Here is a 25,754-nt window from a genome sequence, read left to right as displayed (position 1 = left end):
CCGCCGGGCCGCCGGCTCGTTTGGCCTGCCATGAAGAAGCTCACGGCACTCGCCGCCCTCACCCTGGCGGGCCTCGCGCTGGCCGCCCCCGCTCACGCCGCCCCCGCCCCCGCCCCGGCCGGCGGCGACGCCCTCGACGGGATCGCCGACGGTCTCAGCGTCTCGCCCGGCGACCTCGTCCTGCAGCAGGCGGCCGGGCTGCCGGTGGCCGGCGGCCCGGTCAAGGGGCTGCAGGCACTGACGCCCCGTCCGGGCACGGTCGGCTGAGCCGGGCCGCCCGCCCGCGGCTCGCGGGCGGGCCGCCGGCCGTCCTCAGTCCGTCAGCAGGGCGTTCAGCTCCTGGTACCCGAGGCCGTCGGCGATGCGACCGTACGTGCCGGGCCCGTAGGCCTCCTCGGCGGCGAGCCGGAGCGCGGCGTACGCGGCGCGGGCCAGGCCCGGGCCGAGGCTGACCCGGGCCACCCCCAGCTTCGCCAGCTCGGGCACCGCCGGGGCGCCGGGACCGGCCAGCACGTTGAGCGGGGCGGGCACCGCCCCGGCCAGCGCCGCCACGGTGGCGGGGTCGGTCACACCCGGGACGAAGATGCCGTCGGCGCCCGCCGCGAGGTAGGCCCGGGCCCGGGCGACGGCATGGTCCAGGCGGTCCGCCGGGTCGCCCACGGCCAGCAGGAAGACGTCCGTCCGGGCGTTGACGAAGAGGCCGGCGCCGGCCGCGTCGGCGGCCGCGCGGGCGGCGGCGACCCGGGCGGCCGCCTCCTCGACCGGGCGCAGCGGCCCGTCCGGGCCCGGCCGGCCGTCCTCCAGGTTGACCCCGACCGCGCCGGTGGCCAGCAGGGCGGCGATGTTCGCGCCGACGCCCGCGGCGGTCTCGGCGAACCCGCTCTCCAGGTCGGCCGTGACGGGCAGGGCGCCGGCCGCCCGGACGATCCGGGCGGTCTGCGCCAGCACCTCGGCGAGGTCGGCGCGGTCGCCGTCGGGGTAGCCGAGCGTCCAGGAGACGCTGGCGCTGGCGGTGGCGAGGGCGGCCGCGCCGGCGGCGGCGACCAGCCGGGCGCCGGCCGCGTCCCAGACGTTGGCCAGCAGCACCGGGTCGCCGGGGCGGTGCAGCTCGTGGAGGAGTCGGGCCCTGTCCTGCTGAGTGCTCGTCATGGGTGGCAGCCTGCCAGTCGCCGGGCCGGGGATCCGGCGGATTTCGGACGGGAACGGGAACGGGTCGGGCCGGGGCGGCCGGGGCCCGGAGAGGGGTCCGGGCGTCCGGGCGGCCGCGGCGGGTCGGTGGGGGGTCGGAGGGTCAGAGGGTCAGAGGGTCGGAGGGTCCGCGGGTCCGCGGGTCAGCGGGGGGCCGGGCTCAGCCGGGAGGTGACGCCGATCCGGTTCCAGGCGTTGATGGTGATGATCACCGCGATCAGGCTCGCCAACTCCTCCGGCTCGAAGTGGCGGGCGGCCTCCTGGTAGACGGCGTCCGGCACGTGGCCCTGGGTGAGCAGCGTGACGGACTCGGTCAGCGCCAGTGCGGCGCGCTCCCGGGCGGTGAACCAGGGCGTCTCCCGCCAGGCCGGCAGCGAGCGGATCCGGTACTCCTGCTCGCCGCCCTTGACGGCGTCGGTGGAGTGCATGTCGATGCAGAACGCGCAGCCGTTGACCATCGAGGCGTGGATCTTGACCAGTTCGGCGAGCTCCGGCTCGATCCCGGCCTTGGAGGTCCGCTCCAGCGCGCTCATCGCCTGGTAGAACTCGGGCAGGAGGTGGGGCAGCGAGATCCGCTGGCCGGGGGCGGGAACGGGCGTACGGGCGTCGGCGGCGAGGGTTTCGTTCGTGGTCATGAGCGCCAGCCTAGGAGCCGACTGGCCCGCCGCTGTGGTTCATTTGGAGGATGGAATCCTGGTCCACTTTCGGCGGCGACCTGCATCTGGACCTCACCGGCCGCCAGGCCCGCGGACTCGGCCTGCGGGCTGCCCTGGAGGACGCGCTGCGCGAGGCCGTGCAGGACGGCCGGCTCGCCCCCGGCACCCGGCTGCCGTCCTCCCGGGCGCTCGGCGGGGATCTCGGGATCGCCCGCAACACCGTCGTCGAGGCGTACCTCCAGCTCACCGCCGAGGGCTGGCTGACCTCCCGACAGGGCGCCGGCACCACGGTCGCGGAGCGCGCCGCGCCGCCGGCGCCCGCGCCCGCCCCCGACGCGGCGCGGCCCGGGCCCGCCGTCCGGTACGACCTGCGGCCCGGCCGTCCCGACCTGTCGATGTTCCCGCGCACCGCCTGGCTGGCCGCCGCCCGGCGGGCACTGACCGCCGCCCCGAACGAGGCCTTCGGCTACGACACCCCGCTCGGCCGGATCGAGCTGCGCGAGGCCCTGGCGGCGTACCTGGCCCGGGTCCGCGGGGTGCGCACCGCCCCGGAGCGGATCCTGGTCTGCTCCGGGCACACCCAGGGCCTGAACCTGCTCTGCGCGGCCCTGCGCGGGCGCGGGGCCGCCGCCCTGGCCGTGGAGGCGTACGGGCTGGCTCCGCTGCAGCAGGTGGTGACGGCCTCCGGCCTGGAGCGGGTCGCCCTGCCGCTGGACGAGGACGGCGCCCGGACGGACCTGCTGGCCGGCGCCCGGGCCGGAGCGGTGCTGCTGACCCCGGCCCATCAGTACCCGACCGGCGTACCGCTGCCGGCGGCCCGGCGGTTCGCGGCGGTGGAATGGGCCCGGCGCACCGGCGGACTGGTGATCGAGGACGACTACGACGGGGAGTTCCGCTACGACCGGCAGCCGCTCGGCGCGATGCAGGCGCTCGACCCCGAGCGGGTGGTCTACTCGGGCACGGCCAGCAAGAGCCTCGCACCCGGCCTGCGGCTCGGCTGGCTGGCGCTGCCGCAGGAGCTGGTCGCCCCGATGACCCGGCTGAAACGGCTGGCCGACACCCAGTCGGGGGCGCTGGACCAGCTCACCCTGGCCGAACTGATCACCTCCGGCACCTACGACCGGCATGTCCGGCGCTGCCGGCTGCACTACCGGCGGCGCCGCGACCGGCTGGTGTCGGCGCTCGCCGAGCGGGCCCCCAGGGTCCGGGTGACGGGCGTCGCGGCCGGCCTGCACGCGGTGCTGACGCTGCCGCCGGACGGGCCCTCGGAGGCGGAGCTGATCGCCCGCGCCGCCGCGGCGGGCCTCGCGCTGGGCGGGCTGGCCGAGTGCCGGGACGACCGGGCGGACGCCGGACCGGACGGCCCGGCCGGGCTGGTGATCGGCTACGGCACCCCGCCCGAGCACGCCTTCACGGGGGCGCTGGACGCGCTCTGCGGGCTGCTCGGGGCGCTCTGACGACGAGGAGCGCCCCGGCGGCGGTCTCAGCCCTTCCGCGAACCGATCTCGAACAGCAGCATGATGAAGCCCGCGAAGGCGTGGGTGGCGACCATGTAGATCAGGACCCTGATCCCGACCCGGCGGTTGGCCCGCTTGCCGGCATCGATGGTGGCGGGTGCGGGCGCCCCGGCGGGCGCGGCGGGGAGGGCGACGGGCTCGGTCACAGGAGGTCTCCTTCGCTCCCGGGCGCTCCGGCGCCCGGATCATGACAGGGTGTCAGTGCTGCGGTCCGCCGCGGCGGGCGCTCATCAGTGCGGCACCGGGCCGCCGCCGAGGCAGAGTTCGCCGCCGGGGCTCTGCAACAGGGTGTGCAGGAAGAGCAGTTCGACCCCGTCCGCCGAGTCCGCGGCGATGCAGTGCGGGGTGAGCGAGTCGAAGTGCGCGGAGTCGCCCTCCGCCAGCAGGTGGACCCGCTCGCCGAGGGTCAGCCGGAGCCGGCCGCGGACGACGTACAGCCACTCCTCCCCCGGGTGCACCCGGACGACCTCGTCCTGGACGCTCGGCGGCACCTGGACCCGCAGCGCCTGCATCGCCCGGCCGGGGGCGCCGGCCCGGCGGTAGCCCCAGCCGCCGGCCCGGCCGGGTTCGATCGCACCGCCGCGGACGACGGGGTCGAGGTCGTCCGGCGTCTCGCCGAGCAGGCCGGAGACCGAACTGCCGTAGGCCCGGGCGAGGCCGAGGAGGACCGGCAGCGAGGGCTGCCGGCGTCCGGTCTCCAGGCGGGAGAGATACGCTGGGGAGAGCCCGACCCGGGCGGCCGCGGCCTCCAGGGTGAGCCGGCTGCCGAGTCGGTGCTCGCGCAAGCGGGCGGCGAGGCCGACGACCTCCTGGTCGTCCGGCGGGCTGGTGGTCATGGGTCCAGTGGACACCCGCCGTGCCTGCCGGGCAAGAATTTTGCCTCAGAGGCAAATCCTCCGGAGCGACGTCACCCGGACCGCCGGGCCCCGCGTCTCACGGCCGCGGGATGTTGCGCAGGTTGCTGCGCGCCAGGTCGATCATCTTCCCGACGCCGCCGGACAGCACCGTCCGCCCCGCCGCGAGGGCGAAGCCCTTCAGCTGCGCGGCGGTGATGTGCGGCGGGACGGCGAGCGCGTTCGGGTCGGTGACCACGTCCACCAGCGCGGGGCCGGGCCGCTCCAGCGCCTCCGCCAGCACCTCGCGGACGGCTCCCGGGTCGGTGACCCGCTTGGCCGGGATGCCCGCCGCCCGGGCGATCGCCGCGTAGTCCACGTCACCGTTGTCGATCGCGTACTCGGGATAGCCGGAGACCAGCATCTCCAGCTTGATCATGCCCAGGGCGCCGTTGTTGAAGACCACCGTCTTCACCGGCAGCCGGTGCCGGGCCACCGTGAGCAGCTCGCCGAGCAGCATCCCCAGCCCGCCGTCGCCGGACATCGAGACCACCTGGCGCCCGGGGCAGGCCAGCTGGGCCCCGATCGCGTGCGGCAGCGCGTTGGCCATCGAGCCGTGCAGGAAGGAGCCGATCACCCGGCGGCGGCCGTTGGGGGTGAGGTAGCGGGCGGCCCAGACGTTGTTCATGCCGGTGTCCACGGTGAACACCGCGTCGTCGGCGGCGACCTCGTCCAGCACCGCGGCCACGTACTCGGGGTGGATCGGCAGGTGCCGCTCGATGTCCTTGGTGTACGCGCCGACCACGCCGTCCAGCGCCCGGTAGTGCTTCTCCAGCATGCCGAACAGGAAGGCCCGGTCGGTCTTCTGCTCCAGCAGCGGCAGCACCGCCCGCAGGGTCGCCGGGACGTCGCCGTGCACGGCCAGCTCCAGCGGGGTGCGGCGGCCGAGCCGGGTCGCGTCGTGGTCGACCTGGATCGTCCTGGCCTGCGGCAGGAAGGAGTCGTACGGGAAGTCGGTGCCCAGCAGCAGCACCAGGTCGGCCTCGTGCAACGCCTCGTGGCAGGCGCCGTAGCCGAGCAGCCCGCTCATCCCGACGTCGTACGGATTGTCGTACTGGATCCACTCCTTGCCGCGCAGCGAGTGCCCCACCGGGGACTGCAGGGCGGCCGCCACGTCCATCACCTCGGCGTGGGCGCCGCGCACCCCGGCGCCGCAGAAGAGCGCCACCTTGCGGACCGAGTTGAGCGCCTTGGCCAGCTCCTGCACCTGGGACCAGGGCGGCGCCGCGACCGCCTGCTCGGTCAGGAACCGTCCCGTCCCGGTCGGGCCGGCGGCCGGCAGCGCGGCCACGTCGCCGGGGAAGACCAGCACCGAGACGCCGTGCGCCCCGAGCGCGTGCTGCACCGCGACCCGCAGCAGCCGCGGCAGCTGGGCCGGGGTGGAGACCAGCTCGCACCAGCTGCTGCAGTCGGTGAACACCCGGTCGGGGTGGGTCTCCTGGAAGAAGCCGGTGCCGATCTGGCCGGACGGGATGTGCGAGGCGAGGGCGAGCACCGGCAGACCGCTGCGCTGGGCGTCGTACAGGCCCTGGATCAGGTGGGTGTTGCCCGGCCCGCAGGAGCCGGCGCAGACCGCCAGCCGGCCGCTCAGCTCCGCCTCGGCCGCCGCCGCGAAGGCACCCGCCTCCTCGTTGCGCACGTGCACCCAGCTGATGCCCTCGGTCCGGCGGATCGCGTCCACCACCGGGTTGAGGCTGTCGCCGACCACGCCGTAGACCCGCTCCACCCCGGCCTGCCGGAGCACCTCCACCATCTGCTCGGCCACACTCACCACGGGGCACTCCCTCATCGGCCGCCGTCACGGGTCATCAGCACCCTGCGACGGCGGCGGCCCGCCCGCACCCCGGGCGGGCCGCCCGGGTGACCTCCGGGAGGAGCCGGCTACTCGGCCGCGAGGTGGTCCGGCGCGGAGCCGACCTTCCCGCCGCCCGCCACCCCCGCGTGCGGCTGCCGGCGGGCCGGCTCGCGGCCGGGCGGCTGGCCGCAGCGCTCCTGCGCCGGCGGCTTCACGATCGGCCGGGTGACCGGGGTGCCCGCCCTGACCACCAGGTCCTCGCCCTCGTGGGTGAGCGGCAGGGCCTCGCCCCGGCGCAGCGTGTACGTCGTCCCGGCGTGGGTGATCCGGACCTCCAGCAGGCACTTGCGGATCTGCATCGAGAAGGTCAGCCGGCGCAGCCCGGACGGCAGCCGCGGCCGGAAGGCCAGCGTCCCGTTGTGGTCGCGCAGCCCGCCGAAGCCGGCCACCAGCGCGATGCAGGCCCCGGCCAGGGAGGCCATGTGCAGGCCGTCCCGGGTGTTGCCGCCGAGGTCGTGCAGGTCCATCATCGCGGCCTCGGCGGTGTAGTCGTACGCGAGGTCCAGCTGGCCGACCTCGGCCGCGATCACCGCCTGGGTGCAGGCCGAGAGCGAGGAGTCGCGCACGGTGAGGCGCTCGTAGTAGGCGAAGTTGCGGGCCTTCTGCTCGTCGGTGAAGGCGTCGCCGCGCAGTTGCATGGCGAGCACCAGGTCGGCCTGTTTGACCACCTGCTTGCGGTACAGGTCGAAGTAGGGGAAGTGCAGCAGCAGCGGGTACTTCTCCGGCGGGGTGCCCTCGAAGTCCCAGAACTGGTGGTCGGTGAAGCCGTCGGCCTGCGGGTGCACGCCGAGCTTCTCGTCGTAGGGGATGAACATGGCGCCCGCGGCGTCCCGCCAGGCGGCCATCTCCTCGGTGTCGACGCCGAGGGCGGCGGCCTCGGGCTGGTGCCGGGTGGCGGCCTCGGCCGCGTTGCGCAGGTTGCTCTGCGCCATCAGGTTGGTGAAGACGTTGTTGTCGGCGACCGCGCTGTACTCGTCGGGGCCGGTGACGCCCTCGATCCGGAACTGGCCCTCGGCGTCGTGGTGGCCGAGCGAGCGCCACATCCGGGCGGTCTCCACCAGGAGTTCGAGCCCGTACTCCTTCTCGAAGGCCACGTCCCCGGTGGCCCGGACGTAGCGGACCACCGCCGAGGCGATGTCGGCGCCGATGTGGAAGGCCGCGGTGCCGGCCGGCCAGTAGCCGGAGCACTCCTCGCCGCGGATCGTCCGCCAGGGGAACACCGCACCGGCCAGGCCGAGTTGGCCGGCCCGCTCGCGGGCCAGCGGCAGTGTGGTGTGCCGCCAGCGCAGGGCCTGGTTCACCGCGCCGGGCAGGCAGTAGGTGAGCACCGGCAGGACGAAGGTCTCGGTGTCCCAGAAGCTGTGGCCGTCGTAGCCGGGGCCGGTCAGCCCCTTGGCGGGGATGGCCCGCTCCTCGCTGCGGGCGCCGGCCTGCAGCACATGGAAGATCGCGAACCGGACGGCCTGCTGGAGTTCGACGTCCCCGTCGATCTCGATGTCGCTGGAGTCCCAGAAGTCCTTGAGGTAGCTGCTCTGTTCGGCCACCAGCCCGTCCCAGCCGGTGTACCGGGCGGCGGTCAGCGCGGCCTCGACCTGGTCCCGGACGGCGGGCAGCGAGCGGGTCGCCGACCAGCCGTAGGCGATGAACTTGACCACCTTGAGCCGCTCGCCGGGGCGCAGCACCGTGGTGACGCTGACCCGGCCCTGGTCCTCGTGGCTCTCGACGGTGCTCTCGAAGCCCTCGGGCCCCTCGATGATGTGGTCCATCCCGGCCGCCACCCGGATCCCGCTGAACCGCGTCCGGTGCACCAGCACGGCCTTGCTGTTCAGCGCGTGGTGCGCCTCGGCGATCAGCGGGGCCTCCAGCACGGCGGCCGCCCTCGGGTCGCCGCCGGCGCCGCCGGGCAGCTGCTCGTTGGCGACCAGCTCGGACTGCAGGACGATCCGGACCGGCCCGTCCACCGCCTCCACCTCGTACTCGACGGCCGCCACCGCCCGCTGGGTGAGCGAGACCAGCCGGGTGGAGCGCACCTTGACCGTCCGGCCGGCCGGCGAGGTCCACTCGGCCTCGCGGCGCAGCAGGCCGTCGCGGAAGTCCAGGCTGCGGCGGTGGCTGCGCAGTTCGCCGTAGCGCAGGTCGAAGGGCTCGTCGTCGACCAGCAGCCGGATGATCTTGCCGTTGGTCACGTTGATGACGCTCTGGCTGGACTCCGGGTAGCCGTAGCCGCCCTCGCCGTACGGCAGCGGCCGCAGCTCGAAGACCCCGTTGAGGTACGTCCCCGGCAGGCCGTGCGGCTCCCCCTCGTCGAGGTTGGCGCGCAGGCCGACATGGCCGTTGGACAGGGCGAAGACGGACTCGGCCCGGGCCATCGAGTCCGGGTCGAGCCCGAACTCGGCGACCTGCCAGGGGTCGACGGTGAAGCTGTCCTCGCCGGTCATCGCGGCTCCCCCTCGATCAGTTCGGCCAGGTCGGCCACCACGACCGTGGCGCCGTGCCGGCGCAGCTCCTCGGCCTGGCCGGTCCGGTCGACGCCGACCACCGCGCCGAAGCCGCCGGCCCGGCCGGAGGCGACCCCGGCGAGCGCGTCCTCGAAGACGGCGGCACGGGCCGGCTCGACGCCGAGCTTGCGGGCGGCGGCCAGGTAGGTGTCGGGCGCCGGCTTGCCCGGCAGGCCCTCCCGGCCGGCGACCAGGCCGTCCACCACGATGTCGAAGAGCTCCTCGATGCCGGCCGCGCGCAGCACGTCGCGGCAGTTGGCGCTGGAGGAGACCACGGCGCACGGCAGGTCCAGCGCGCGCAGCCGGTGCACGTAGTCCACCGAGCCCCGATAGGGCTGCACGCCCTGCTCGCGGATCATGCGCAGCACGGTGTCGTTCTTGGCGCTGCTCACCCCGTGCACGCTGCGGGTGCCCGGCGGGTCGGCGGGGGTGCCCTCGGGCAGGTCGACGCCGCGGCTGTCCAGGAACGCCCGGGTGCCGTCCAACCGCGGTCTGCCGTCCACGTAGGTGTCGTAGTCGGCGACCGCGTCGAAGGGCACGAACTCCCCGCCGGTGCGGTCCGCCTCGGCGCGCAGGAAGGCGTCGAAGGTGTCCTTCCAGGCCGCGGCGTGCACCTTGGCGGTCTGGGTGAGCACCCCGTCGAGGTCGAAGAGGAATGCGCGGATGTCGTCCGGAAGACCCAACATGAGGGCAGTCTTACCCCGGATTCCTGACAGAACCGCCCATTCGCGGCACTTTGGCGCGTCGTGAACGGGTGGTCACCCGGGGTGACCACGGGGTCGGGCGGCCGGGCGGGCCGCGGGGCCTCCGGACGGGGCCGGGGGCGCGTCCGGTTCAGGGGGAGTCGGGCGAGGCGATCAGCGAGAACACCGCGCCCTGCGGGTCGGCCACCACGGACATCCGGCCGGCCTGCATGTCGAAGGGCGGGCGGATCACCGAGCCGCCGGCCTTGACCAGGGCGTCGACCACGGAGTCGCAGTCGTCCACCGAGAAGTACGTCGTCCAGTGCGAGGGCGTGCCGGGCGGGAGGTGGTCCGGGAGCGGCCGGAGGCCGCCGACGGTCCGCTCGCCGACGTTGAGCGCGTAGTGGCCGGGCAGGCCCTCGACGGTGGCCGGCCGCAGCCCGAGGGCCTGCGCGTAGAACCGGCCCGCCGCCTCGGTGTCGGAGGTGCTGAGCTCGTTCCAGGTGAGCGCGCCGGGCTCGTTGACGACGTGCGCGCCGAAGAAGTCGAGCGGCTGCCAGACGCCGAACACGGCGCCGGCCGGGTCCGCGGCCACCAGCATCCGGCCGGTGGTGCCGATGTCCGTCACCGGGTACACGATCGAACCGCCGTGGTCGGCGATCGCCCGCTGCGTGGCGTCGGCGTCGTCCGAGGCGAGGTAGGTGGTCCAGACGGTCGGCGGCGCCGGCCGCCCCTCCGGCGCCGTCGCGGCCATGATGCCCGCGACCGGCCGGCCGTTCAGCGCGCAGACCGCGTAGCCGCCGAACTCGGCGGGGCCCACCTCCCCCTGCCAGCCGAAGAGGTCCCGGTAGAAGTCCAGCGCGGCCTGCTGGTCCTTGACCGTCAGGTCCACCCAACAGGGGGTGCCGGGCTCGTAGGCGGTGGTGACTTCGGGCATCGCTGACCTCCGGACGGCGGGCCGCCACAGGTCCGGGGCGGGCGGCACGGTTCACCGCCCACCATGGTCGTGCCGCTGCGGTCGCGCCACCCGACGGGCCGGGCGGGCCGACGGGCCACCCGGCCGGGGTCCGGCCCGGGGCGACCGGCCCTTAGCACGGCCGCACCCTCCCGCGCGGCGAGTTCCGGCACAGTCCCCACTCATGGGCGAACCAGCACCGGACGCCGGTACGACAAGCCCGGGGCGGGGCAAACCTGGTGCCAGCACCACCCCGGCCGGCCCCGCGGCAGCGCTGACCCGAGCCTCCCGCCGATGCGCGCGACACCCGTCAATTCGGCAGGAAGTCGGTAAGTGGGCGATCGTGCGGACTTGTTGAGGTTTCGTCAGAAACGTCCCGAAAACCGGCTATGCTACTTCCGGCTCAGCCCCCCCGCACCCCCCGCCGCACCAGGCGCGCGACGGCCGGTACGGGGATTCGGGCCGCACGCGAAACGCAGTCCCCACGCCGCCGGAGCCGGCCCCACTCGTCCTTCCGTACTCTTTCGATCGTTTGAGGATGCTGATGCTTCGTGCTGGATCGTCACCCGGAGGCCGGCGCTCCGCTCCCGTTCTCGTGTGGCTCCTGCCCACGGTGGTGACGGCCGCCGCGGCCTTCGCCGCCGCGTCGGCGGCCTCCGCCGCCGCCCGTACCGGAGTCCTGTGGTGCGGGGCGGTGGGCACCGCCGCGGTGGCGGCGGTCGCCGCCGAGGCGGCCCGCCGGGGGCGCGCGCTGGTGACCCTGCGCCGGCAGTACGCCGAGCAGGAGGGCGAACTGCGCCGCCGGCTGGCCCGGCAGGAGGCCGAGACGGTCCGGCTGGCCAAGGTGGCCCTGCCCGAGGCCGTCGGCCGGCTCCAGCGCGGCGAGTTCACCGAGGACGTGCTGAAGGCGTACGAGTCCCACGACGGCGTCACCGGACCGGAGTTCCAGGCGGCCCGGCAGGCCGTGCTGCGCACCGTGCTGGAGGCCGTCGACAACGAGGAGGGCATGCGCGAGTCCGCCCAGCGGGCCTTCGTCAACATCGCCCGCCGCGTCCAGGCGATCGTCCACCGCCAGGCGCAGGACCTGCGCGAGATGGAGGACCGGCACGGCAACGACCCGGCCGTCTTCGACGACCTGCTGCGCCTGGACCACGGGAACGCGCTGGTCGGCCGCCTCGCGGACAGCATCGCCGTGCTCGGCGGCGCCCGCCCCGGCCGGCAGTGGAGCCGCTCCGTCCCGCTCTACAGCGTGCTGCGCGGCGGCATGTCGCGGATCCTCGACTACCAGCGGGTGGAGCTGCACCCGGTGTCCGAGGTCGCCGTGGTCGGGCCCGCCGTCGAGCCGCTCATCCACGCGGTCGCCGAACTGCTGGACAACGCCACCCGCTACTCCCCGCCGCACACCAACGTGCACCTGACCGCCGTGGAGGTGCAGACCGGCATAGCGATCGAGATCGAGGACGGCGGGCTCAGCCTGACCGAGGAGGGCCGGGCCAGGGCCGAGCGGATGCTCATGGAGGCACAGGCCGGGATCGACCTCAACGACCTCGGCGAGACCCCCCGGCTCGGCCTGGCCGTGGTCGGCCGCCTCGCGCAGGCCTACGGGTTCCAGGTATCGCTGCGCCCCTCCGCCTACGGCGGCGTGCGCGCCGTGCTGATCGTGCCGCAGGAACTCATCACCACGGCGCCCGCCACCGGCCGGGCCCACGGCATCGGCATCGCCTCCGGCCCCAGGCCGGTGACGCCCTCGGTTCCCCGGCCGGCCGGCGGCCCCCGTCCGTGGGGGTCCAGGACGATGGCCGGCATCCCCGCCGGGTCCTCCTTCGGCTCCGCCGCCGGGGCGCTCCCGGGCAGGGCGCCCGCCGACGACGAGGTCCCGGTGGTGAACGAGCGGACCGCGAACGGCCTTCCGCAGCGCCGCCGGCACGCCGCGCCCTCCCGGACCGGCCCGGCCAAGGCCCCGGGCGTCCCCCAGCCGGCCAAGGCACCCGTACAGCCCGGTATGTGGCTGGCCGCGTTCCACGAGGGGGTGAACGGCCACGCGCCGTCCACCGGCGCGGCCGGCCACACCAGTGACGAGTCGGCAGGGAAGGGCGAGCAGTGATTCAGCAGCGGACCAACATGGACTGGATGCTCAAGGAGCTGGCGGACGGCGTGCCGCACGCCCGGCACGTCGTCGTGCTCTCCGCCGACGGACTGCGGATGGCGCAGTACGGCACCGACAACGACACCGCCGACCGGCTCGCCGCCGCCTGCGCCGGCCTGCAGAGCCTGGCCGCCGCGGTGGGGCACGAGTTCCCGCACGGCGACGGCCGGATGCGGCTGGTGGTGATCGAGATGGGCGGCGGCTTCTTCTACCTGATGGCGGCGGGCGCCCGGGCCTACCTCGCGGTGCTGGCCGACGAGGGCGTCGACGCCGGGCTGATGGGCCAGCGGATGCGGGACCTGGTCGCCCGGATCGGCGAACACCTCAGCACGCCCCCGCGCAACGGCGAGCAGGTCGCATGAGCGCACCCGGCCAGGAGTGGGACGAGAACAGCCCCGAACGTCTCTACGTGATCACGCGCGGCCGCAGCGGTCTGGCCGAGCAGACCACGTTCGACCTGGTCACCCTGATCGTCTCGCGCTCGGAGCCGGAACCCTCGATGCAGCCGGAGCACGCCGCCATCCTGCGGCTCTGCGGCGCACCGCTCTCCGTGGCGGAGATCTCCGCCTACCTGCGGCTGCCGATCAGCGTGGTCACCGTGCTGCTGGCCGACCTGCTCGCCGAGGAGCGGATCGAGGCCCGCTCCGCCGTCCCGCAGGCGATCCTTCCCGACCGTGCCCTGATCGAGGCGGTGATGCATGGACTTCAGAAGCTCTGACACGGTGGTGGGGCCGCGGAGCGCGGACCTGCTCCCGGCCTCGGCCACGACGGCGGTCAAGGTGGTGATCGTGGGCGGCTTCGGCGTCGGCAAGACGACCCTGGTCGGCTCCGTGAGCGAGATCCGGCCGCTGACCACCGAGGAGACGATGACGCAGGCCGGCGCCGGCGTCGACGACATCGCCGGGGTCGAGCGCAAGACCTCGACCACGGTCGCGATGGACTTCGGCCGGATCAGCCTCAGCGACGAACTGGTGCTGTACGTGTTCGGCACCCCCGGCCAGGAGCGGTTCTGGTTCCTCTGGAACGGCCTCTTCGAGGGCGCCCTCGGCGCCGTCGTGCTGGTGGACACCCGGCGGCTGGAAGTGAGCTTCGACGTGATCGGGCGGCTGGAGGACCGCGGCGTGCCGTTCGTGGTCGCCCTCAACACCTTCCCCGAGTCGCCGGCCTACCCGACCGAGGAGCTGCGGACCGCCCTGGACCTGCCCCCGGAGGTGCCGATCGTCGCCTGCGACGCCCGGACCCGGGAATCCGGCCGGGACGTCCTGATGACCCTGATGCGCTACCTGTACCGGCTCTCCGCCCCGCCCGCGGGGTGATTCCGCCGCCCCTGGCCGCAACCCGCTGTTCTCCCGGCCGACGCCCGGAGCACGCCCCGCCGCCGTCCACCCGACCGACCGCCCCCGCACGATGGATCCCCCGTACCGACCGCTCCTGACGACCGTGCACGGCGACCGCCGCACGATGACCGCCTCGCGCCGACCCCGGAGATACCGTGACCACCCCAGTCCCTGACGACGCCTCCCTCACCCCGCCGCCCGGCTGCCCCGCCCACGGACTCGGCACCGAGGGCCTGCGGCGGCTCTACGGGCCGGAGGCCGAGGCCGATCCCGCGGGCCTGTACGAGAAGCTCCGCGCCGAACACGGCGAGGTGGCGCCCGTCCTGCTGCACGGCGACCTCCCGGCCTGGCTGATCCTCGGCCACTCCGCGAACCTCACCGCCATGCGCACGCCCTCCCGGTTCTCCCGGGACTCCCGGCGCTGGACGGCCTTCCAGGAGGACCGGGTCACCCCCGACTCGCCGCTGATGCCGGTGATCGCCTGGCAGCCGCTGTGCGTGTTCGCGGACGGCGAGGAGCACAAGCGCCTGCGCGGCGCGGTCACCGACAGCCTGAACCGCTTCGACCGGCGCGGGATCCGCCGCTACGTCACCCGCTTCACCGACCAGCTGATCCAGGACTTCGGGCCCGCCGGCCGGGCCGAGCTGGTGGCGCAGTTCGCCGAGCACCTGCCGATGCTGGTGATGACCCAGGTGGTCGGCATGCCCGAGGAGTACGGGCCCCGGCTGGTCGAGGCCGCCCGGGACCTGATGAAGGGCACCGAGACGGCCATCGCGAGCAACGAGTACGTGGTGGCGACCCTGCGCCGGATGATGGAGCGCAAGCGGGTCGCCCCCGGCGCCGACCTGGTGTCCTGGCTGATGCAGCACGACGCCGGGCTCACCGACGACGAGGTGCTGGAGCACCTGCGGGTGGTGCTGCTCGCCGCCAACGAGACCACCGTCAACCTGATCGCCGACACCCTCAAGCTCGTCCTCACCGACCGGCGGTTCCGCGCCCACCTGTCCGGCGGCCACATGACCCTGCCCGACGCGCTGGACCAGGTGCTCTGGGACTCCGCGCCGATGTCACTGGTGGCCGGGCGCTGGGCCACCGGCGACACCGAACTCGGCGGCCAGCAGATCAAGGCCGGCGACATGCTCCTGCTCGGCCTCGCGGCCGGCAACGTGGACCCGGCCGTCCGCCCCGACCTGTCGACCCCGCTCTACGGCAACCGGTCCCACCTGGCCTTCGGCGGCGGACCGCACGAGTGCCCCGGCCAGGACATCGGCCGGGCCATCGCGGAGACCGGCATCGACATCCTGCTCACCCGGCTGCCGGACATCCAGCTCGCCGTCCCCGAGGAGGAGTTGACCTGGACCTCGGCCTGGCTCTCCCGGCACCTCACCGGGCTGCCGGTGAGCTTCACGCCGCGGGCCCGGGGCGAGGGGGAGGCCGGTGCGCCCGGCGCCGTCCCCTCCACCGCGCAGGCCGGCCCGGCCGCCACCGTGCCGGCTCAGGCCGGCCCGTCCCAGGCGGCGCCGTCCGCCGCCCCGGCCCAGGCCGTGACCATCCCCCGGCAGCGGCGCGGCTGGTGGAGCACCCTGACCGGACGCTTCCGGCGCTGACCGGTCCGCCCCGGCCTGCGGGGCGGACCCCGCAGGCCGGCGGCGGCGCCCGCCGGACAGCACCACCCGAACGGCCCGGCCCCCGGCGGCCGGGCCGTCGGCATGCCCGGCGACGGACGCTCCCGCGGTGCTCCGCCGGCCCTGCCGGCCCTGCCGACCCGGGCCCGGCGCATCCGTGCGGGTGGGCCCGCCCGGCCCGGCCCACCAGCCACGACTGACGCTTCGTCGGCCCGCCGCGTCCCCATCGCGCCCCGCATCCAGGGCCGCCCCGGCCGGTGGCTCCGGCGGCCCTGCCTCCTCATGGGTTCACTTCGCCAATCCCATGACGCTGAACGAAACTTGCGTTGTTAGTGTCAGATTTTTGCTCTTTCATATGGACTTCATGCGACGCCGCCCATAGTCTCTCCTCGCTCGGCGGAAACCACCGCGCCACGCACTCGAAGCATCTGCGCAACACCGAACCTGCGCAGCGCCGCAGAGTCCCCACCGGTGCCGACTGCCCAGCCGCCTGGTCCCCACCCCTGGTCCACCCCCACGACCGGCAAGGATGTGCAAACACCATGCAGTCACCACCCGTTCGCAGACTACGGAGCAGCGTCGCCGCGCTGACCGCGGTCGCCCTCGGCAGCGCCGGCCTGTTCACGGCCGCCGTCGTCGGCTCCGCCACCCCGGCCAGCGCCGCCGGAGTCCCCACGCTCTCCCCGCTGAACGTCTCCGGGCGGGGCGCCACCGTCCCGTTCAAGGAGCAGGAGGCCGAGTACGCGGCCACCAACGGGTCGGTGATCGGCCCCGACCGGCTCTACGGGCACCTGCCCTCGGAGGCCTCCGGCCGGCAGGCCGTGACCCTCAACGCGGTCGGCCAGTACGTGGAGTTCACCCTCACCGCGCCGGCCAACTCGATCGACTTCCGCTACAGCCTGCCGGACACCGCGGACGGCAAGGGCCGCGACGCCTCGATGGACCTGCTGGTCAACGGCAGCAAGCTGAAGAGCGTCGACGTCACCTCGAAGTACAGCTGGTACTACGGTGGTTACCCGTTCAACAACAACCCGGGCGACACCAACCCGCACCACTTCTACGACGAGACCCGCACCATGTTCGGGACGTCGTACCCGGCCGGGACCAAGATCCGCCTCCAGGTCTCCTCGACCGCGCAGTCCCCCAGCTTCACCATCGACCTGGCCGACTTCGAGCAGGTCGGCGCGCCGATCGCCAAGCCCGCCGGGGCCCTCGACGTGGTCGCCGACTTCGGCGCCGACCCCACCGGCGCGACCGACTCGACCGCCAAGTTCCAGGCCGCGGTCAACGCCGGCCAGGCGCAGGGCAAGACCGTCTTCATCCCGCAGGGCACCTTCACCCTCTACGACCACGTCGTGGTCGACGGGGTCACCCTGGCCGGTGCCGGCCCCTGGTACAGCGTGCTCGGCGGGCGCGACCCGAACAACCGTCAGAAGGCCGCCGGCATCTACGGCAAGTACGTCGGCCAGGGAGGCCCGAGCCAGAACGTCAACCTCAAGGACTTCGCCATCATCGGCGACATCCGCGAGCGGGTGGACGAGGACCAGGTCAACGCCGTCGGCGGCGCCATGTCCAACTCCACGCTGGACAACCTGTGGCTCCAGCACACCAAGGTCGGCGCCTGGATGGACGGTCCGATGGACCGCTTCACCGTCAAGAACAGCCGCATCCTGGACCAGACGGCCGACGGCGTGAACTTCCACACCGGCGTGACCAACTCGACCGTCACCAACACCTTCGTCCGCAACACCGGTGACGACGGCCTGGCCTCCTGGCCCGAGCGGGTGCCGAACGTCAACGACAGCTTCACCCACAACACCGTGGTGCTGCCGATCCTGGCGAACAACATCGTCACGTACGGCGGCAAGGACTTCACCATCTCCGACAACGTCATGTCGGACACCATCAGCAACGGCGGCGGCCTGCACATCGCCAACCGCTACCCCGGGGTCAACTCCGGCAGCGGCACCGCCGTCGCGGGCACCATCACCGCCGCCCGCAACACCCTGATCCGCACCGGCAACAGCGACTTCAACTGGCAGTTCGGCGTCGGCGCGATCTGGTTCGACGGCCTGAACGAGCCGATCGCCGGCGCGACCATCAACATCACCGACACCGACATCCTGGACAGCTCCTACGAGGCAGTCCAGACGATCGACGGCTCCTCCAGCGGCATCAACTTCACCAACGTGAACATCGACGGCGCCGGCACCTACGCCATCCAGGCCCAGGCCAACGCCAACATGAAGTTCACCAACGTGAAGGCGAAGAACATCGCCCAGGCGGCCACCCCGATCCACAACTGCGTCGGCAGCGGCTTCGTGATCGTCGACGGCGGCGGCAACTCCGGCTGGAACAACGGCACCACCTGCAGCGGCACCTGGCCCACCCCGCAGTGGACCTACGGCGGCCAGCCGTCCACCGGCGGCGGCACCTCCTCGCCGAGCCCGTCCCCGTCGCCCAGCACGCCGACCACCCCGCCGGCCAGCCCCTCCCCGTCGCCCACCACCCCGACCACGCCGCCGGCCTGCAACCCGGGCACCGGCAACCTGGCGCAGGGCAAGTCGGCCACCGCCACCAGCACCAACCAGACCTACACCGCCGCCAACGCGGTGGACGGCAACGCCGCCAGCTACTGGGAGAGCGCCAACAACGCCTTCCCGCAGTCGATCACCGTCGACCTGTGCGCCGTGACCGCGGTCGGCAGCGTCACCGCCAAGCTCCCGGCCGGCTGGGGCACCCGCACCGAGACCGTCTCCGTCCAGGGCTCCACGGACGGCGTCTCGTTCAGCACGCTGGCCCCGTCGACCGGCATCACGCTGGACCCGGCCACCGGCAACACCGCCACCGTCGGGTTCACCCAGACCAACACCCGCTACGTCCGGGTGACCGTCACCGGCAACACCGGCTGGCCCGCCGCCCAGCTCTCCGAGCTGGAGATCCGCGCCACCGGCCCGACCACGCCGCCGACCACCACCCCGCCGACCACCACGCCGCCGACCACGCCCCCGGCCACCACCAACCTGCTGGCGGGCAAGGCCCTGACCGCCACCAGCACCGTGGACGTCTACGGCGCGAACAAGGCCAACGACGGTGACGCGAACAGCTACTGGGAGAGCGCCGCGAACGCCTTCCCGCAGTCGCTGACCGCCGACCTCGGCGCCTCGACCGCCGTGGGCCGCCTCGTCCTGAAGCTGCCCCCGGCCACCGCCTGGGCCACCCGCACCGAGACCCTGAGCGTGCTCGCCAGCACCGACGGCACCAACTGGACCACGGTGAAGGCCTCGGCCGGCTACACCTTCAACCCGGCCACCGGCAACACGGTGACCATCACCGTGCCCGGCACCACCGCCCGGTACCTGAAGCTCTCGTTCACCGGGAACACCGGGTGGGCCGCCGCGCAGCTCTCCGAGTTCGAGGCCTACAGCTCCTGACCCGGATCACCCTCCGAACCTCCGGGGCCTGTCTTCCCAGGGCCCCGGGGCCCCCACCGAGGCCCCTCCGACCCGCCCCTCGCGGGCCGGAGGGGCCTCGGCCTGTCCGGGCCCCGGTCCGCCCGGTCAGGGCGCGGCGGGACCGGGCGCCTCCGCCGGCCCTGTGTACAGGGCGGCGGTCGCGCGGGCCGTGGCGGCCAGCCGGGCCCGCAGCCCGGCCGGCGCGAGGACCTCGATCTCGGCGCCCAGGGCGAGGTACTCGCGGCAGGCGTGCTCCGGCGACTCGACCGGGAGGACCGCGCGGGTCCAGCCGTCCGGCTGGGGCTCGCCGGTGGCCCGCAGGGCCCGGGCGGCCGGGCCGGTCAGACGGGCCGCGCCGGCCGGAGACAGCCGGACGACGGCGTCCGCCGTGTGCAGCCGGGCGTGGAAGTCCGCCTGGTGGGCCTGCCAGTAGGCGGCCAGGTCGAAGCCCCCGGGCACCGGGAAGCCGCCCTCCAGCCGCTGGAGTCCGAGGATCTGGTCGACCCGGTAGACGCGCGGGCCGGGCGCCGCCACCAGGTACCAGCGGCCGGCCTTGAGCACCAGCCCGTACGGCTCCAGCCGGCGGTCCACCTCGGTGGGCTCCTTCCAGCGGCGGTACCGCAGCCGCAGCACGTGGCCGTGCCAGACCGCGTCGGCGACCGCCGGCAGGAACGGCACCGGCTCGGCCTCCGCGTACCAGCCGGGCGCGTCGAGGTGGAACCGCGCCTGGATCCGCCCGGCCTGTTCGCGCAGCGCGGGCGGCAGCGCGGCGCGGACCTTCAGCTGCGCCGCGGCCAGGACGGAGCCGAGGCCGAGCTCCGCCGCCGGGCCGGGGACGCCGGAGAGGAAGAGCGCCTCGGCCTCCGCCGGGTTGAGGCCGGTGAGGCGGGTGCGGTAGCCGTCCAGCAGCTGGTAGCCGCCGCGGTGCCCGGCGTCCCCGTACAGCGGGACGCCGGCCGCGTGCAGGGCCTCGGCGTCCCGGTAGACCGTCCGGACCGAGACCTCCAGCTCGGCGGCGAGCTCGGCGGCGGTCATCCGGCCGCGGGTCTGGAGCAGCAACAGGATCGAGAGCAGTCGGCTGGCGCGCATGCGGGGGATTCTCCGGCACTTCACTGACAGGAGGTGTCAGTGGAGCGGCCCTAGCGTGCGGTCATGGCTTTCGAGGAGAAGTTCCTGCGGACCCCGCCGCCGATCGAGGTGGGCGGGCGCCGCTTCAAGCGCTACCACGTCAGCGCCGACCCGGCGGGCATCGCGCCCGAGGTCGAGCGGGCTGCCTACGCCGTGCTGCCCGAGCTGCTGCCCGAGCCGGACGGCACGCCGTCGGCCGGCTTCCTGGTGCTGCACCGCGGCGGCGACACCGGCGCCTACCTGAACGCCTACACCTGGGTGTGGGACAACGTGCTGCACTTCGGCGGGGCCGCGGCCGGCCAGCCGGCGCTGGACTGCCCCGACCTGGACCCGACGCACTTCCGGGTGCAGACCCGGCCGTGGATCGGCTGCGTGTGGGAGCTGCCGCCGGTCACCCACGAGCGGGAGGCCTGGGTGCGGCACGTGCTCTCCCCGGCCCGGCCGGACCTGGACGCCTACCTGGCCGACTCGCTGGCCGAGGGCAGCACCGGAGGGCGGGCGTGAGCGGCTTCGACTTCCTGGCCGGAGAGTGGGACGTGGTCAACCGCCGGCTGCGGGACTTCCTGGACCCGCGCAGCGGGTGGCAGCGGTTCGACGCGACCAGCCGCTGCTGGAGCCTGTTCGACGGGGCGGCGAACGTCGACGAGATGGACTGCCCGGACCAGGGCTTCAAGGGGCTGACCCTGCGGCTGTTCGACCGGGAGACCGAGGAGTGGTCCCTGCACTGGTCCACCAGCCGGTCGGGCCGGCTGGACGAGCCGGTGCGGGGGCGGTTCGGGGCGGACGGCACCGGCGAGTTCCACGGCGAGGACACCTACGCGGGCACGGGGGTGCGCGTGCGGTACCGCTGGTCGGGGATCGGCGACCGGACCGCCCGGTGGGAGCAGGCCTTCGCGGTGGACGGCGGTGACTGGCTGGTCAACTGGGTCATGGACTTCACCCGCCGGGGCTGACGCCGGGCGCGGCCCGGACGGGTGCGCCCGGCCCCGGCCCGGCGGCCGCGCACAGCGGTGCCGCCGGGAGGCGGAGGCCTCCCGGCGGCACGCTGTCACGACCTACCCGCGGTACGTCACGGGTTGACGTTGATGGTGAACGTCGAGGTGGTGTTCTTGATGTTCTGGAAGTTGTTGCTCATCCGGAGGTTGTTGAAGGTCACCGAGCCGACCGCCGGGCCCTGGCCCGCCTCGGCCGCCTCGTTCGCCCAGACCCCGATGCCGGACTTGGCGTCGAAGGCGTCGCCGCTCTTCTGGGCCCCGGTGATCGAGATGTTGGTGAAGACGGTGTCGGTGATCGGGTTCTGCGGCTGACCGCCGGAGTAGTTCGTCTGGAACATGATGCCGTGGTAGGTCGGGTCGACGATGTCGACGTCACTCACCCGGATGCCCTGGAACACCTTCGAGGCCGAGAAGACCCAGATGCCGCCGAAGGTCTGCGACCCCCAGAAGTGGCCGCCGGCCCGGACGATGGAGATGTTCTGCAGGTTGGTCGGGATGGTGCCGAAGCCGTTCATGGCGTACCCGAAGTCCAGCGAGCTGATGGTGATGCCCGAGTAGACCAGGGTGTCCGCGATGTAGATGTTGCGGAAGGTGTTGTCGTACCCGCCGTAGACCGCGACACCCGCCGCGCGCCAGGTCAGGATGGTGCTGAGGTTCTCGAAGATGTTGTTCTTCTCGTCCGCGCCGCCGGCGTCGATGGCGGAGAACAGCGCGAAGCTGTCGTCACCGGTCGAGCGGGCCTCGTTGTTGCTGACGAGGTTGTCGGTGCTGCCGTTGGTCATGTTGATGCCGTCGGCGAAGGTGTCACGGATCCGCGAGTTCTTGATCACCATGGAGTCGGTGTTGGCACCCCAGTACATGCAGATCATGTGCTCGGTCCAGATGTTGTCGATCGTGATGCCGGAGACATTCGCGAAGTCGAACACCTTGCCGGGGCCGTCGATCCGGGAGGTGTAGTTCCCGAAGTAGCCGAACCCGGAGAACGTGGAGCCGTTGGCCGTCGACTGGGCGCGGAAGCCCACGTCCGTGTTGGACTGGTCGGCCGGCGCGTAGAAGCGGGTGAACCAGGGGCCCGCCCCGACGACCTTGACGGCCTTGCCGTACACCTGGAACTTGTTGGCGGTCTGGTAGTCACCGGCCGGCAGGTAGACGCCCACCAGGTTCCCGGTGGTGTCCATCCGGACCTTGTCCAGCGCGGCCTGCACATCGTTCTGCGCGAAGCCGGTCGGCACCACGTACTTGGCAGGGTCCGGGTTCGGGATCGCGGTGGCCTGCTCCAGGCTCACGAAGTCGATCGCGTAGTTGGTGGTGTTGGCGGCGTCCTTCTGCAGCTTGATCTTGCTGCCGGCCGGGACGGTCGTCCCGAGCAGGATGTTCGCCTCGTCGTAGACGTGACGCGGGCCGCCCGCACCGGGCGAGTTGCCGGGGCTGGTCTCGTTGCCGTACAGCCAGGCGTACTTGGACGTCAGGTCGATGGCCTTGAGGAAGCTGCCGTTGACGTAGACGTTCAGCGTGGAGTTGATGCCGTCGCCGCCGGACGCGTCCGGGATGGAGAACCGGGTGACCAGCGTGTTGGTGCTGGCCTTGGTGGTGAACTCGACCGAGCTGCCGGTGGAGTTGAGGGTGACGGCCTTGCGGCCGGAGGCCTCGCCCGCCAGGTCGCCGACGGTCCGGTTCGGGCCGACCACGGCCGCGCCGCCGCCGAGGACGCCGTCCTCCGCCTCGTACGTGTCGTACGGCATGTTGGCGCCGCGGCCGACGTACAGGGGCTGGCTGCTGGTGTTGTTGGCCTGCTTGACCGGCAGCTCGTTGGCGTCGGTGGCGATCACCGTCTTCACGGTGTACTTGCCGTTGCCGGCGGTCCAGCTGCCCAGGTTCACCGGGGTGCTGGTGGCGCCGGCCGCGATGGCGCCGGTGTAGGAGCCGGTCAGGGTCTTCACCACGCTGCCGGTGGTGGCGTCCGCGACGGTCAGGGTGACGCTGTGCGCGCCGCCCGCCGAGGCGACCGTGCCCTGGTTCTTGATCGCCGCCGTGAAGGTGACGTTGTTGCCGGCCGCCGGGTTGCCCGGGGTCCAGCTGACCGGCGCGGCGACCAGGTCCGAGCTGGCGACCTGGGCGACCACCAGCGCGGCCGGGTTGGTGTAGGTGTTGTTGGTCTCGTCCTGCTCGATGACGGCGTTGGCCTCGTCGACCTTGGCGATCACCTGGTAGCTGCCGGCGTTCTGCAGGCCGGCGGAGACCGAGACGGTGCTGGACGCGCCCGCGGCCAGCGCGCCGACCTGGGCGGTGCCGACCTTGGTGGCGCCCAGGTACAGGTTGACGCTGGTCGCGCCGGAGGCCGCGGTGCCGTTGTTCTTCACGGTGGCGGACAGCGTGACCGGGTCGGTCTCGACCGGCGAGGCGGGCGAGGCCGAGGTGGCGGTGACCAGCAGGTCCGGGTTGGGCGCCGGGGTGCCGATCACCTGGAACTCGGCGACCTGGCCGGCCGAGGAGCCCGAGTTGGCGGTGATCTTCAGCTGGACGTCGGCCACCGTGGCGGACACCGGGATGGTCACCGTGTTGCCCGAGGCCGGGTCGAAGGTGTACGACTTCGCCGCCGAGATGCTGGTGAAGCCGCTCGCGCTCTGCTCGCGGCCCAGCACCTCGATGGTCTGGGTCCGGGTGGCCCAGGCCGCCGCCGGGTTGAGCTTGACCACGACCGAGTTCACGATCGCGTTCGAACCCAGCTGGGTGGTCAGGGTGTTGGGGTAGCTGCCGCCCGCACCCTCCCAGTAGGTCGCGGTGTCGTTGTCGTTGGCGTTCGCCGCGACGAAGGTGAAGACGCTGGAGTTGGCCGAGATCGGCTTGCCGCCGGCCAGGTTGGTGCCGCCACCGCCGCCGCTGCCGGTCCGCACCACGGTGTTGCTGCTGGCGGACTGGTTGCCGGCCGCGTCCTTCGCCTTCACGAAGTACGAGACGGTCGCGGTGTCGGGCTGGCTGTCCGTGTAGGTCAGCACGTTGCCCGCCACGCTGCCGCGCAGGGCCCCATTGGCGTACACGTCGTAGCCGGTCACGCCCACGTTGTCGGCGGACGCGCCCCAGGTCAGCTTGACCTGGCCGGAGGCCGGCTGGGTGAACGCCAGGGGGGCGGGCGCGGACGGCGCCTGGGTGTCGCCGGAGGCGCCCGTGCGGGTGACGGTGTTGCTGCTGGCGGACTGGTTGCCGGCCGCGTCCTTCGCCTTCACGAAGTACGAGACGGTGGCGCTGTCCGGGCGGCTGTCCGTGTAGGTCAGGACGTTGCCCGCGACACTGCTGACCAGCGTGTTGTCGGCGTAGATGTCGTAGCCGGTGACACCGGTGTTGTCGCTCGCGGCGTTCCAGGTCAGCTTGATCTGGCCGGAGGCCGGCTGGGTGTACGCCAGGCCCGAGGGCGCGGTCGGCGCCTGGGTGTCGCCGGTGGCCGGGCCGTAGACCTCGAACTCGGAGAGCTGGGCGGCCGGCCAGGCGGTGTTCGCGGTGACCTTCAGCCGGACGAACCGGGTCGTGGTGGTGTTCAGGTTGAGCGTCACCGTGTTGCCGGACGCCGGGTTGAACACGTAGGCGGCGGAGGCCACCAGGTCCGAGAAGGTGGTGCCGTCGGTGCTGGTCTGCACGGTCAGCGTCTGGGTGCGGGTCTCCCAGCCGGTGGGCACCTTCAGCACCAGCTTGTTGACCGGCACGGCCGAGCCGAGGTCGGCCTGGATCCACTGCGGGAGCACGTTGTTGGCGCTCTCCCAGTAGGTGCCCTGGTTGCCGTCGTTGGCGTTGGCCGCGGTGTAGCTCTGCGAGGTGCTGCTGGACGAGAGGGTCCGGCCCAGCGCCAGGTTGCCGCTGGTGCTGGTGGTGCCGTGCACCTCCAGCTCGGAGATCTGGGCGGCCGGCCAGCCGGTGTTGGCCGAGATGGCCAGCCGGACGAAGCGGGTGTTGGTCGCCGGGAAGGAGATCTTCACGGTGTTGCTGTTGCCCGGGCTGAAGGAGTACGTCGCCGAGCTCGTGATGGTGGTGAAGCTGGTGCCGTCGGCGCTGCCCTGGACGGCGAGCGTCTCGGTGCGCGTCTCCCAGCCACTGGGGAGCTTCAGCACGAGCTCGTCGATGCTGGTGCTGCTGCCGAGGTCGACCTGGACCCACTGCGGGAGCGCGTTGTTGCTGCTCTCCCAGTAGGAGTTCTGGTCACCGTCGTTGATGTAGCCGGCGGCCCGGCCGTCGGTCGCGCTGCTGGCGGAGACCGCCTTGCCGGCCGCCAGGTTGGGGCCGCCCGCGGCGTGCGCGGGCAGGAGCGGGCCGGCGACGATCAGCAGGCTGGCCGAGGCCAGCGCGGCCATCAGCCGGGGAATGGGAGCTGTCGATCTCACTGGGGGACCTCTGGATCTCGTCAGGATGACAGGGTGGGGGGCGAGGCCGGCCCGTGGTGGCGGGCCTGCTCGGGTGCCGATCCGTGAGTGCCGTCCGGTGCGGTCCGGGCACGGGGAGGCCCGGGCGTCCGGCGGCGTGAGGGACGTCCTGGAGGTGGTGCGCGAGCCGAGATCATCTGGAGCCTCCGGGGAGGGGCCGACGTACTCATGGCGGGGCGGCGGCGCGCCGACGGGGGAGGCGGCGCGGTGATGCGGCAGCGCGGCGAAGCGGCCGGTGCGGCGCCCGGGAAGGGGCGGCGGCGGCACGGCGGAGCGGCGCTGCGGCGGGTGCGGTGCGGCGGGCGGTGCGGCGGTGCGGGCGGTACGGCGGAGCGGCGGTACGGCGAGCAGCAGGGCGGCAGAGCGGTGGCGCGGCAGGGCAGGTGGCGCGGCAGGGCGGGTGCGGGCGGTGCG

20 protein-coding genes are annotated in these 25,754 nt (G+C 73.5%); 10 read left to right on the top strand and 10 right to left on the bottom strand.

The features are described 5' to 3' along the window. The first annotated feature begins 30 nt into the window (after positions 1–30). The gene (locus IE329_RS17270) at positions 31–267 is read left to right on the top strand and encodes a hypothetical protein (protein WP_190211775.1); all 237 of its coding nucleotides are present in this window, start codon (positions 31–33) and stop codon (positions 265–267) included. 45 nt (positions 268–312) lie between these two features. Here IE329_RS17270 and IE329_RS17265 read toward each other — a convergent pair whose 3' ends face one another. Both IE329_RS17265 and IE329_RS17260 read right to left on the bottom strand, forming a co-directional pair. Continuing rightward, positions 313–1,149 carry an isocitrate lyase/PEP mutase family protein gene (locus IE329_RS17265; protein ID WP_190211774.1) on the bottom strand — a complete coding sequence of 279 codons (837 nt, stop codon included), beginning with the start codon at positions 1,147–1,149 and terminating at the stop codon, positions 313–315. A 182-nt stretch (positions 1,150–1,331) separates the two neighbouring features. Beyond that, a complete protein-coding gene (locus tag IE329_RS17260) occupies positions 1,332–1,823 on the bottom strand; it encodes a carboxymuconolactone decarboxylase family protein (RefSeq protein ID WP_190211773.1) in 492 nt (163 codons plus the stop codon). A 50-nt stretch (positions 1,824–1,873) separates the two neighbouring features. Here IE329_RS17260 and pdxR point away from each other — a divergent pair, with 50 nt between their 5' ends. Beyond that, on the top strand, positions 1,874–3,301 hold the full coding sequence (gene pdxR, locus IE329_RS17255) for a MocR-like pyridoxine biosynthesis transcription factor PdxR (protein ID WP_190211772.1): 1,428 nt from the start codon (positions 1,874–1,876) through the stop codon (positions 3,299–3,301). A gap of 26 nt (positions 3,302–3,327) precedes the next feature. Here pdxR and IE329_RS17250 read toward each other — a convergent pair whose 3' ends face one another. From IE329_RS17250 to IE329_RS17225, 6 genes are all read right to left on the bottom strand, one after another. Next, complete coding sequence (locus IE329_RS17250) at positions 3,328–3,507, bottom strand: DUF6126 family protein (protein ID WP_190211771.1); 180 nt, start codon at positions 3,505–3,507, stop codon at positions 3,328–3,330. Between the two features lie 84 nt (positions 3,508–3,591). Beyond that, positions 3,592–4,197, bottom strand: a complete 606-nt coding sequence (locus tag IE329_RS17245) for a helix-turn-helix domain-containing protein (protein WP_073925609.1) — start codon at positions 4,195–4,197, stop codon at positions 3,592–3,594. 97 nt (positions 4,198–4,294) lie between these two features. Beyond that, positions 4,295–6,043, bottom strand: a complete 1,749-nt coding sequence (locus IE329_RS17240) for a pyruvate dehydrogenase (protein ID WP_190211770.1) — start codon at positions 6,041–6,043, stop codon at positions 4,295–4,297. 92 nt (positions 6,044–6,135) lie between these two features. Next, positions 6,136–8,547, bottom strand: a complete 2,412-nt coding sequence (locus IE329_RS17235; protein ID WP_190211769.1) for a glycoside hydrolase family 65 protein — start codon at positions 8,545–8,547, stop codon at positions 6,136–6,138. Next, entirely contained in the window at positions 8,544–9,293 is a 750-nt protein-coding gene (locus tag IE329_RS17230) for an HAD family hydrolase (protein WP_190211768.1), read from the bottom strand. Before IE329_RS17230 ends, IE329_RS17235 begins: the two co-directional genes overlap by 4 nt. Before the next feature lie 148 nt (positions 9,294–9,441). Beyond that, a complete protein-coding gene (locus tag IE329_RS17225; protein WP_190211767.1) occupies positions 9,442–10,227 on the bottom strand; it encodes a VOC family protein in 786 nt (261 codons plus the stop codon). A gap of 562 nt (positions 10,228–10,789) precedes the next feature. Here IE329_RS17225 and IE329_RS17220 point away from each other — a divergent pair. The 6 genes from IE329_RS17220 to IE329_RS17195 all read left to right on the top strand — a co-directional run bounded on the left by IE329_RS17220 (position 10,790) and on the right by IE329_RS17195 (position 18,787). Beyond that, the gene (locus tag IE329_RS17220; protein ID WP_190211811.1) at positions 10,790–12,349 is read left to right on the top strand and encodes a sensor histidine kinase; all 1,560 of its coding nucleotides are present in this window, start codon (positions 10,790–10,792) and stop codon (positions 12,347–12,349) included. Further along, positions 12,346–12,753 (top strand): roadblock/LC7 domain-containing protein, encoded by a 408-nt coding sequence (locus IE329_RS17215; RefSeq protein WP_190211766.1) that lies wholly within the window; start codon positions 12,346–12,348, stop codon positions 12,751–12,753. Before IE329_RS17220 ends, IE329_RS17215 begins: the two co-directional genes overlap by 4 nt. After that, positions 12,750–13,109: a DUF742 domain-containing protein gene (locus IE329_RS17210; RefSeq protein ID WP_190211765.1), complete on the top strand. Its 360-nt coding sequence runs from the start codon at positions 12,750–12,752 to the stop codon at positions 13,107–13,109. The genes IE329_RS17215 and IE329_RS17210 overlap by 4 nt, the downstream gene beginning before the upstream one ends. Continuing rightward, the gene (locus IE329_RS17205; protein ID WP_190211764.1) at positions 13,090–13,707 is read left to right on the top strand and encodes a GTP-binding protein; all 618 of its coding nucleotides are present in this window, start codon (positions 13,090–13,092) and stop codon (positions 13,705–13,707) included. Before IE329_RS17210 ends, IE329_RS17205 begins: the two co-directional genes overlap by 20 nt. 176 nt (positions 13,708–13,883) lie before the next feature. Continuing rightward, positions 13,884–15,335, top strand: a complete 1,452-nt coding sequence (locus IE329_RS17200; protein ID WP_190211763.1) for a cytochrome P450 — start codon at positions 13,884–13,886, stop codon at positions 15,333–15,335. Between the two features lie 560 nt (positions 15,336–15,895). Beyond that, complete coding sequence (locus IE329_RS17195) at positions 15,896–18,787, top strand: discoidin domain-containing protein (RefSeq protein WP_190211762.1); 2,892 nt, start codon at positions 15,896–15,898, stop codon at positions 18,785–18,787. 126 nt (positions 18,788–18,913) lie between these two features. Here IE329_RS17195 and IE329_RS17190 read toward each other — a convergent pair whose 3' ends face one another. Further along, the gene (locus IE329_RS17190) at positions 18,914–19,897 is read right to left on the bottom strand and encodes a helix-turn-helix transcriptional regulator (RefSeq protein WP_190211761.1); all 984 of its coding nucleotides are present in this window, start codon (positions 19,895–19,897) and stop codon (positions 18,914–18,916) included. 63 nt (positions 19,898–19,960) lie between these two features. Between IE329_RS17190 and IE329_RS17185 the strand changes: the two genes are divergently transcribed. Both IE329_RS17185 and IE329_RS17180 read left to right on the top strand, forming a co-directional pair. Next, positions 19,961–20,440 carry a hypothetical protein gene (locus IE329_RS17185; RefSeq protein ID WP_190211760.1) on the top strand — a complete coding sequence of 160 codons (480 nt, stop codon included), beginning with the start codon at positions 19,961–19,963 and terminating at the stop codon, positions 20,438–20,440. Then, positions 20,437–20,889, top strand: coding sequence for a hypothetical protein (locus IE329_RS17180; protein ID WP_190211759.1), 453 nt, complete (start codon positions 20,437–20,439; stop codon positions 20,887–20,889). The genes IE329_RS17185 and IE329_RS17180 overlap by 4 nt, the downstream gene beginning before the upstream one ends. Positions 20,890–21,005: 116 nt before the next feature. Here IE329_RS17180 and IE329_RS17175 read toward each other — a convergent pair whose 3' ends face one another. Continuing rightward, positions 21,006–25,271 carry a discoidin domain-containing protein gene (locus IE329_RS17175; RefSeq protein ID WP_190211810.1) on the bottom strand — a complete coding sequence of 1,422 codons (4,266 nt, stop codon included), beginning with the start codon at positions 25,269–25,271 and terminating at the stop codon, positions 21,006–21,008. Positions 25,272–25,754: the final 483 nt, after the last annotated feature.

It is taken from the genome of Kitasatospora indigofera (assembly GCF_014655955.1).
Classification (GTDB): domain Bacteria; phylum Actinomycetota; class Actinomycetes; order Streptomycetales; family Streptomycetaceae; genus Kitasatospora; species Kitasatospora indigofera.
This window is presented reverse-complemented; position numbering and strand designations above follow the sequence as displayed.

What these genes read in the sequence shown, in the direction of transcription:
- IE329_RS17235 (WP_190211769.1), bottom strand. Translation starts at nt 8,547, where the DNA reads ATGACCGGCGAGGACAGCTTCACCGTCGACCCCTGGCAGGTCGCCGAG.
- IE329_RS17270 (WP_190211775.1), top strand. Translation starts at nt 31, where the DNA reads ATGAAGAAGCTCACGGCACTCGCCGCCCTCACCCTGGCGGGCCTCGCG.
- IE329_RS17220 (WP_190211811.1), top strand. Translation starts at nt 10,790, where the DNA reads ATGCTTCGTGCTGGATCGTCACCCGGAGGCCGGCGCTCCGCTCCCGTT.
- IE329_RS17245 (WP_073925609.1), bottom strand. Translation starts at nt 4,197, where the DNA reads ATGACCACCAGCCCGCCGGACGACCAGGAGGTCGTCGGCCTCGCCGCC.
- IE329_RS17195 (WP_190211762.1), top strand. Translation starts at nt 15,896, where the DNA reads ATGCAGTCACCACCCGTTCGCAGACTACGGAGCAGCGTCGCCGCGCTG.
- IE329_RS17260 (WP_190211773.1), bottom strand. Translation starts at nt 1,823, where the DNA reads ATGACCACGAACGAAACCCTCGCCGCCGACGCCCGTACGCCCGTTCCC.
- IE329_RS17190 (WP_190211761.1), bottom strand. Translation starts at nt 19,897, where the DNA reads ATGCGCGCCAGCCGACTGCTCTCGATCCTGTTGCTGCTCCAGACCCGC.
- IE329_RS17210 (WP_190211765.1), top strand. Translation starts at nt 12,750, where the DNA reads ATGAGCGCACCCGGCCAGGAGTGGGACGAGAACAGCCCCGAACGTCTC.
- IE329_RS17205 (WP_190211764.1), top strand. Translation starts at nt 13,090, where the DNA reads ATGGACTTCAGAAGCTCTGACACGGTGGTGGGGCCGCGGAGCGCGGAC.
- IE329_RS17265 (WP_190211774.1), bottom strand. Translation starts at nt 1,149, where the DNA reads ATGACGAGCACTCAGCAGGACAGGGCCCGACTCCTCCACGAGCTGCAC.
- pdxR (WP_190211772.1), top strand. Translation starts at nt 1,874, where the DNA reads ATGGAATCCTGGTCCACTTTCGGCGGCGACCTGCATCTGGACCTCACC.
- IE329_RS17240 (WP_190211770.1), bottom strand. Translation starts at nt 6,043, where the DNA reads ATGAGGGAGTGCCCCGTGGTGAGTGTGGCCGAGCAGATGGTGGAGGTG.
- IE329_RS17175 (WP_190211810.1), bottom strand. Translation starts at nt 25,271, where the DNA reads ATGGCCGCGCTGGCCTCGGCCAGCCTGCTGATCGTCGCCGGCCCGCTC.
- IE329_RS17230 (WP_190211768.1), bottom strand. Translation starts at nt 9,293, where the DNA reads ATGTTGGGTCTTCCGGACGACATCCGCGCATTCCTCTTCGACCTCGAC.
- IE329_RS17225 (WP_190211767.1), bottom strand. Translation starts at nt 10,227, where the DNA reads ATGCCCGAAGTCACCACCGCCTACGAGCCCGGCACCCCCTGTTGGGTG.
- IE329_RS17185 (WP_190211760.1), top strand. Translation starts at nt 19,961, where the DNA reads ATGGCTTTCGAGGAGAAGTTCCTGCGGACCCCGCCGCCGATCGAGGTG.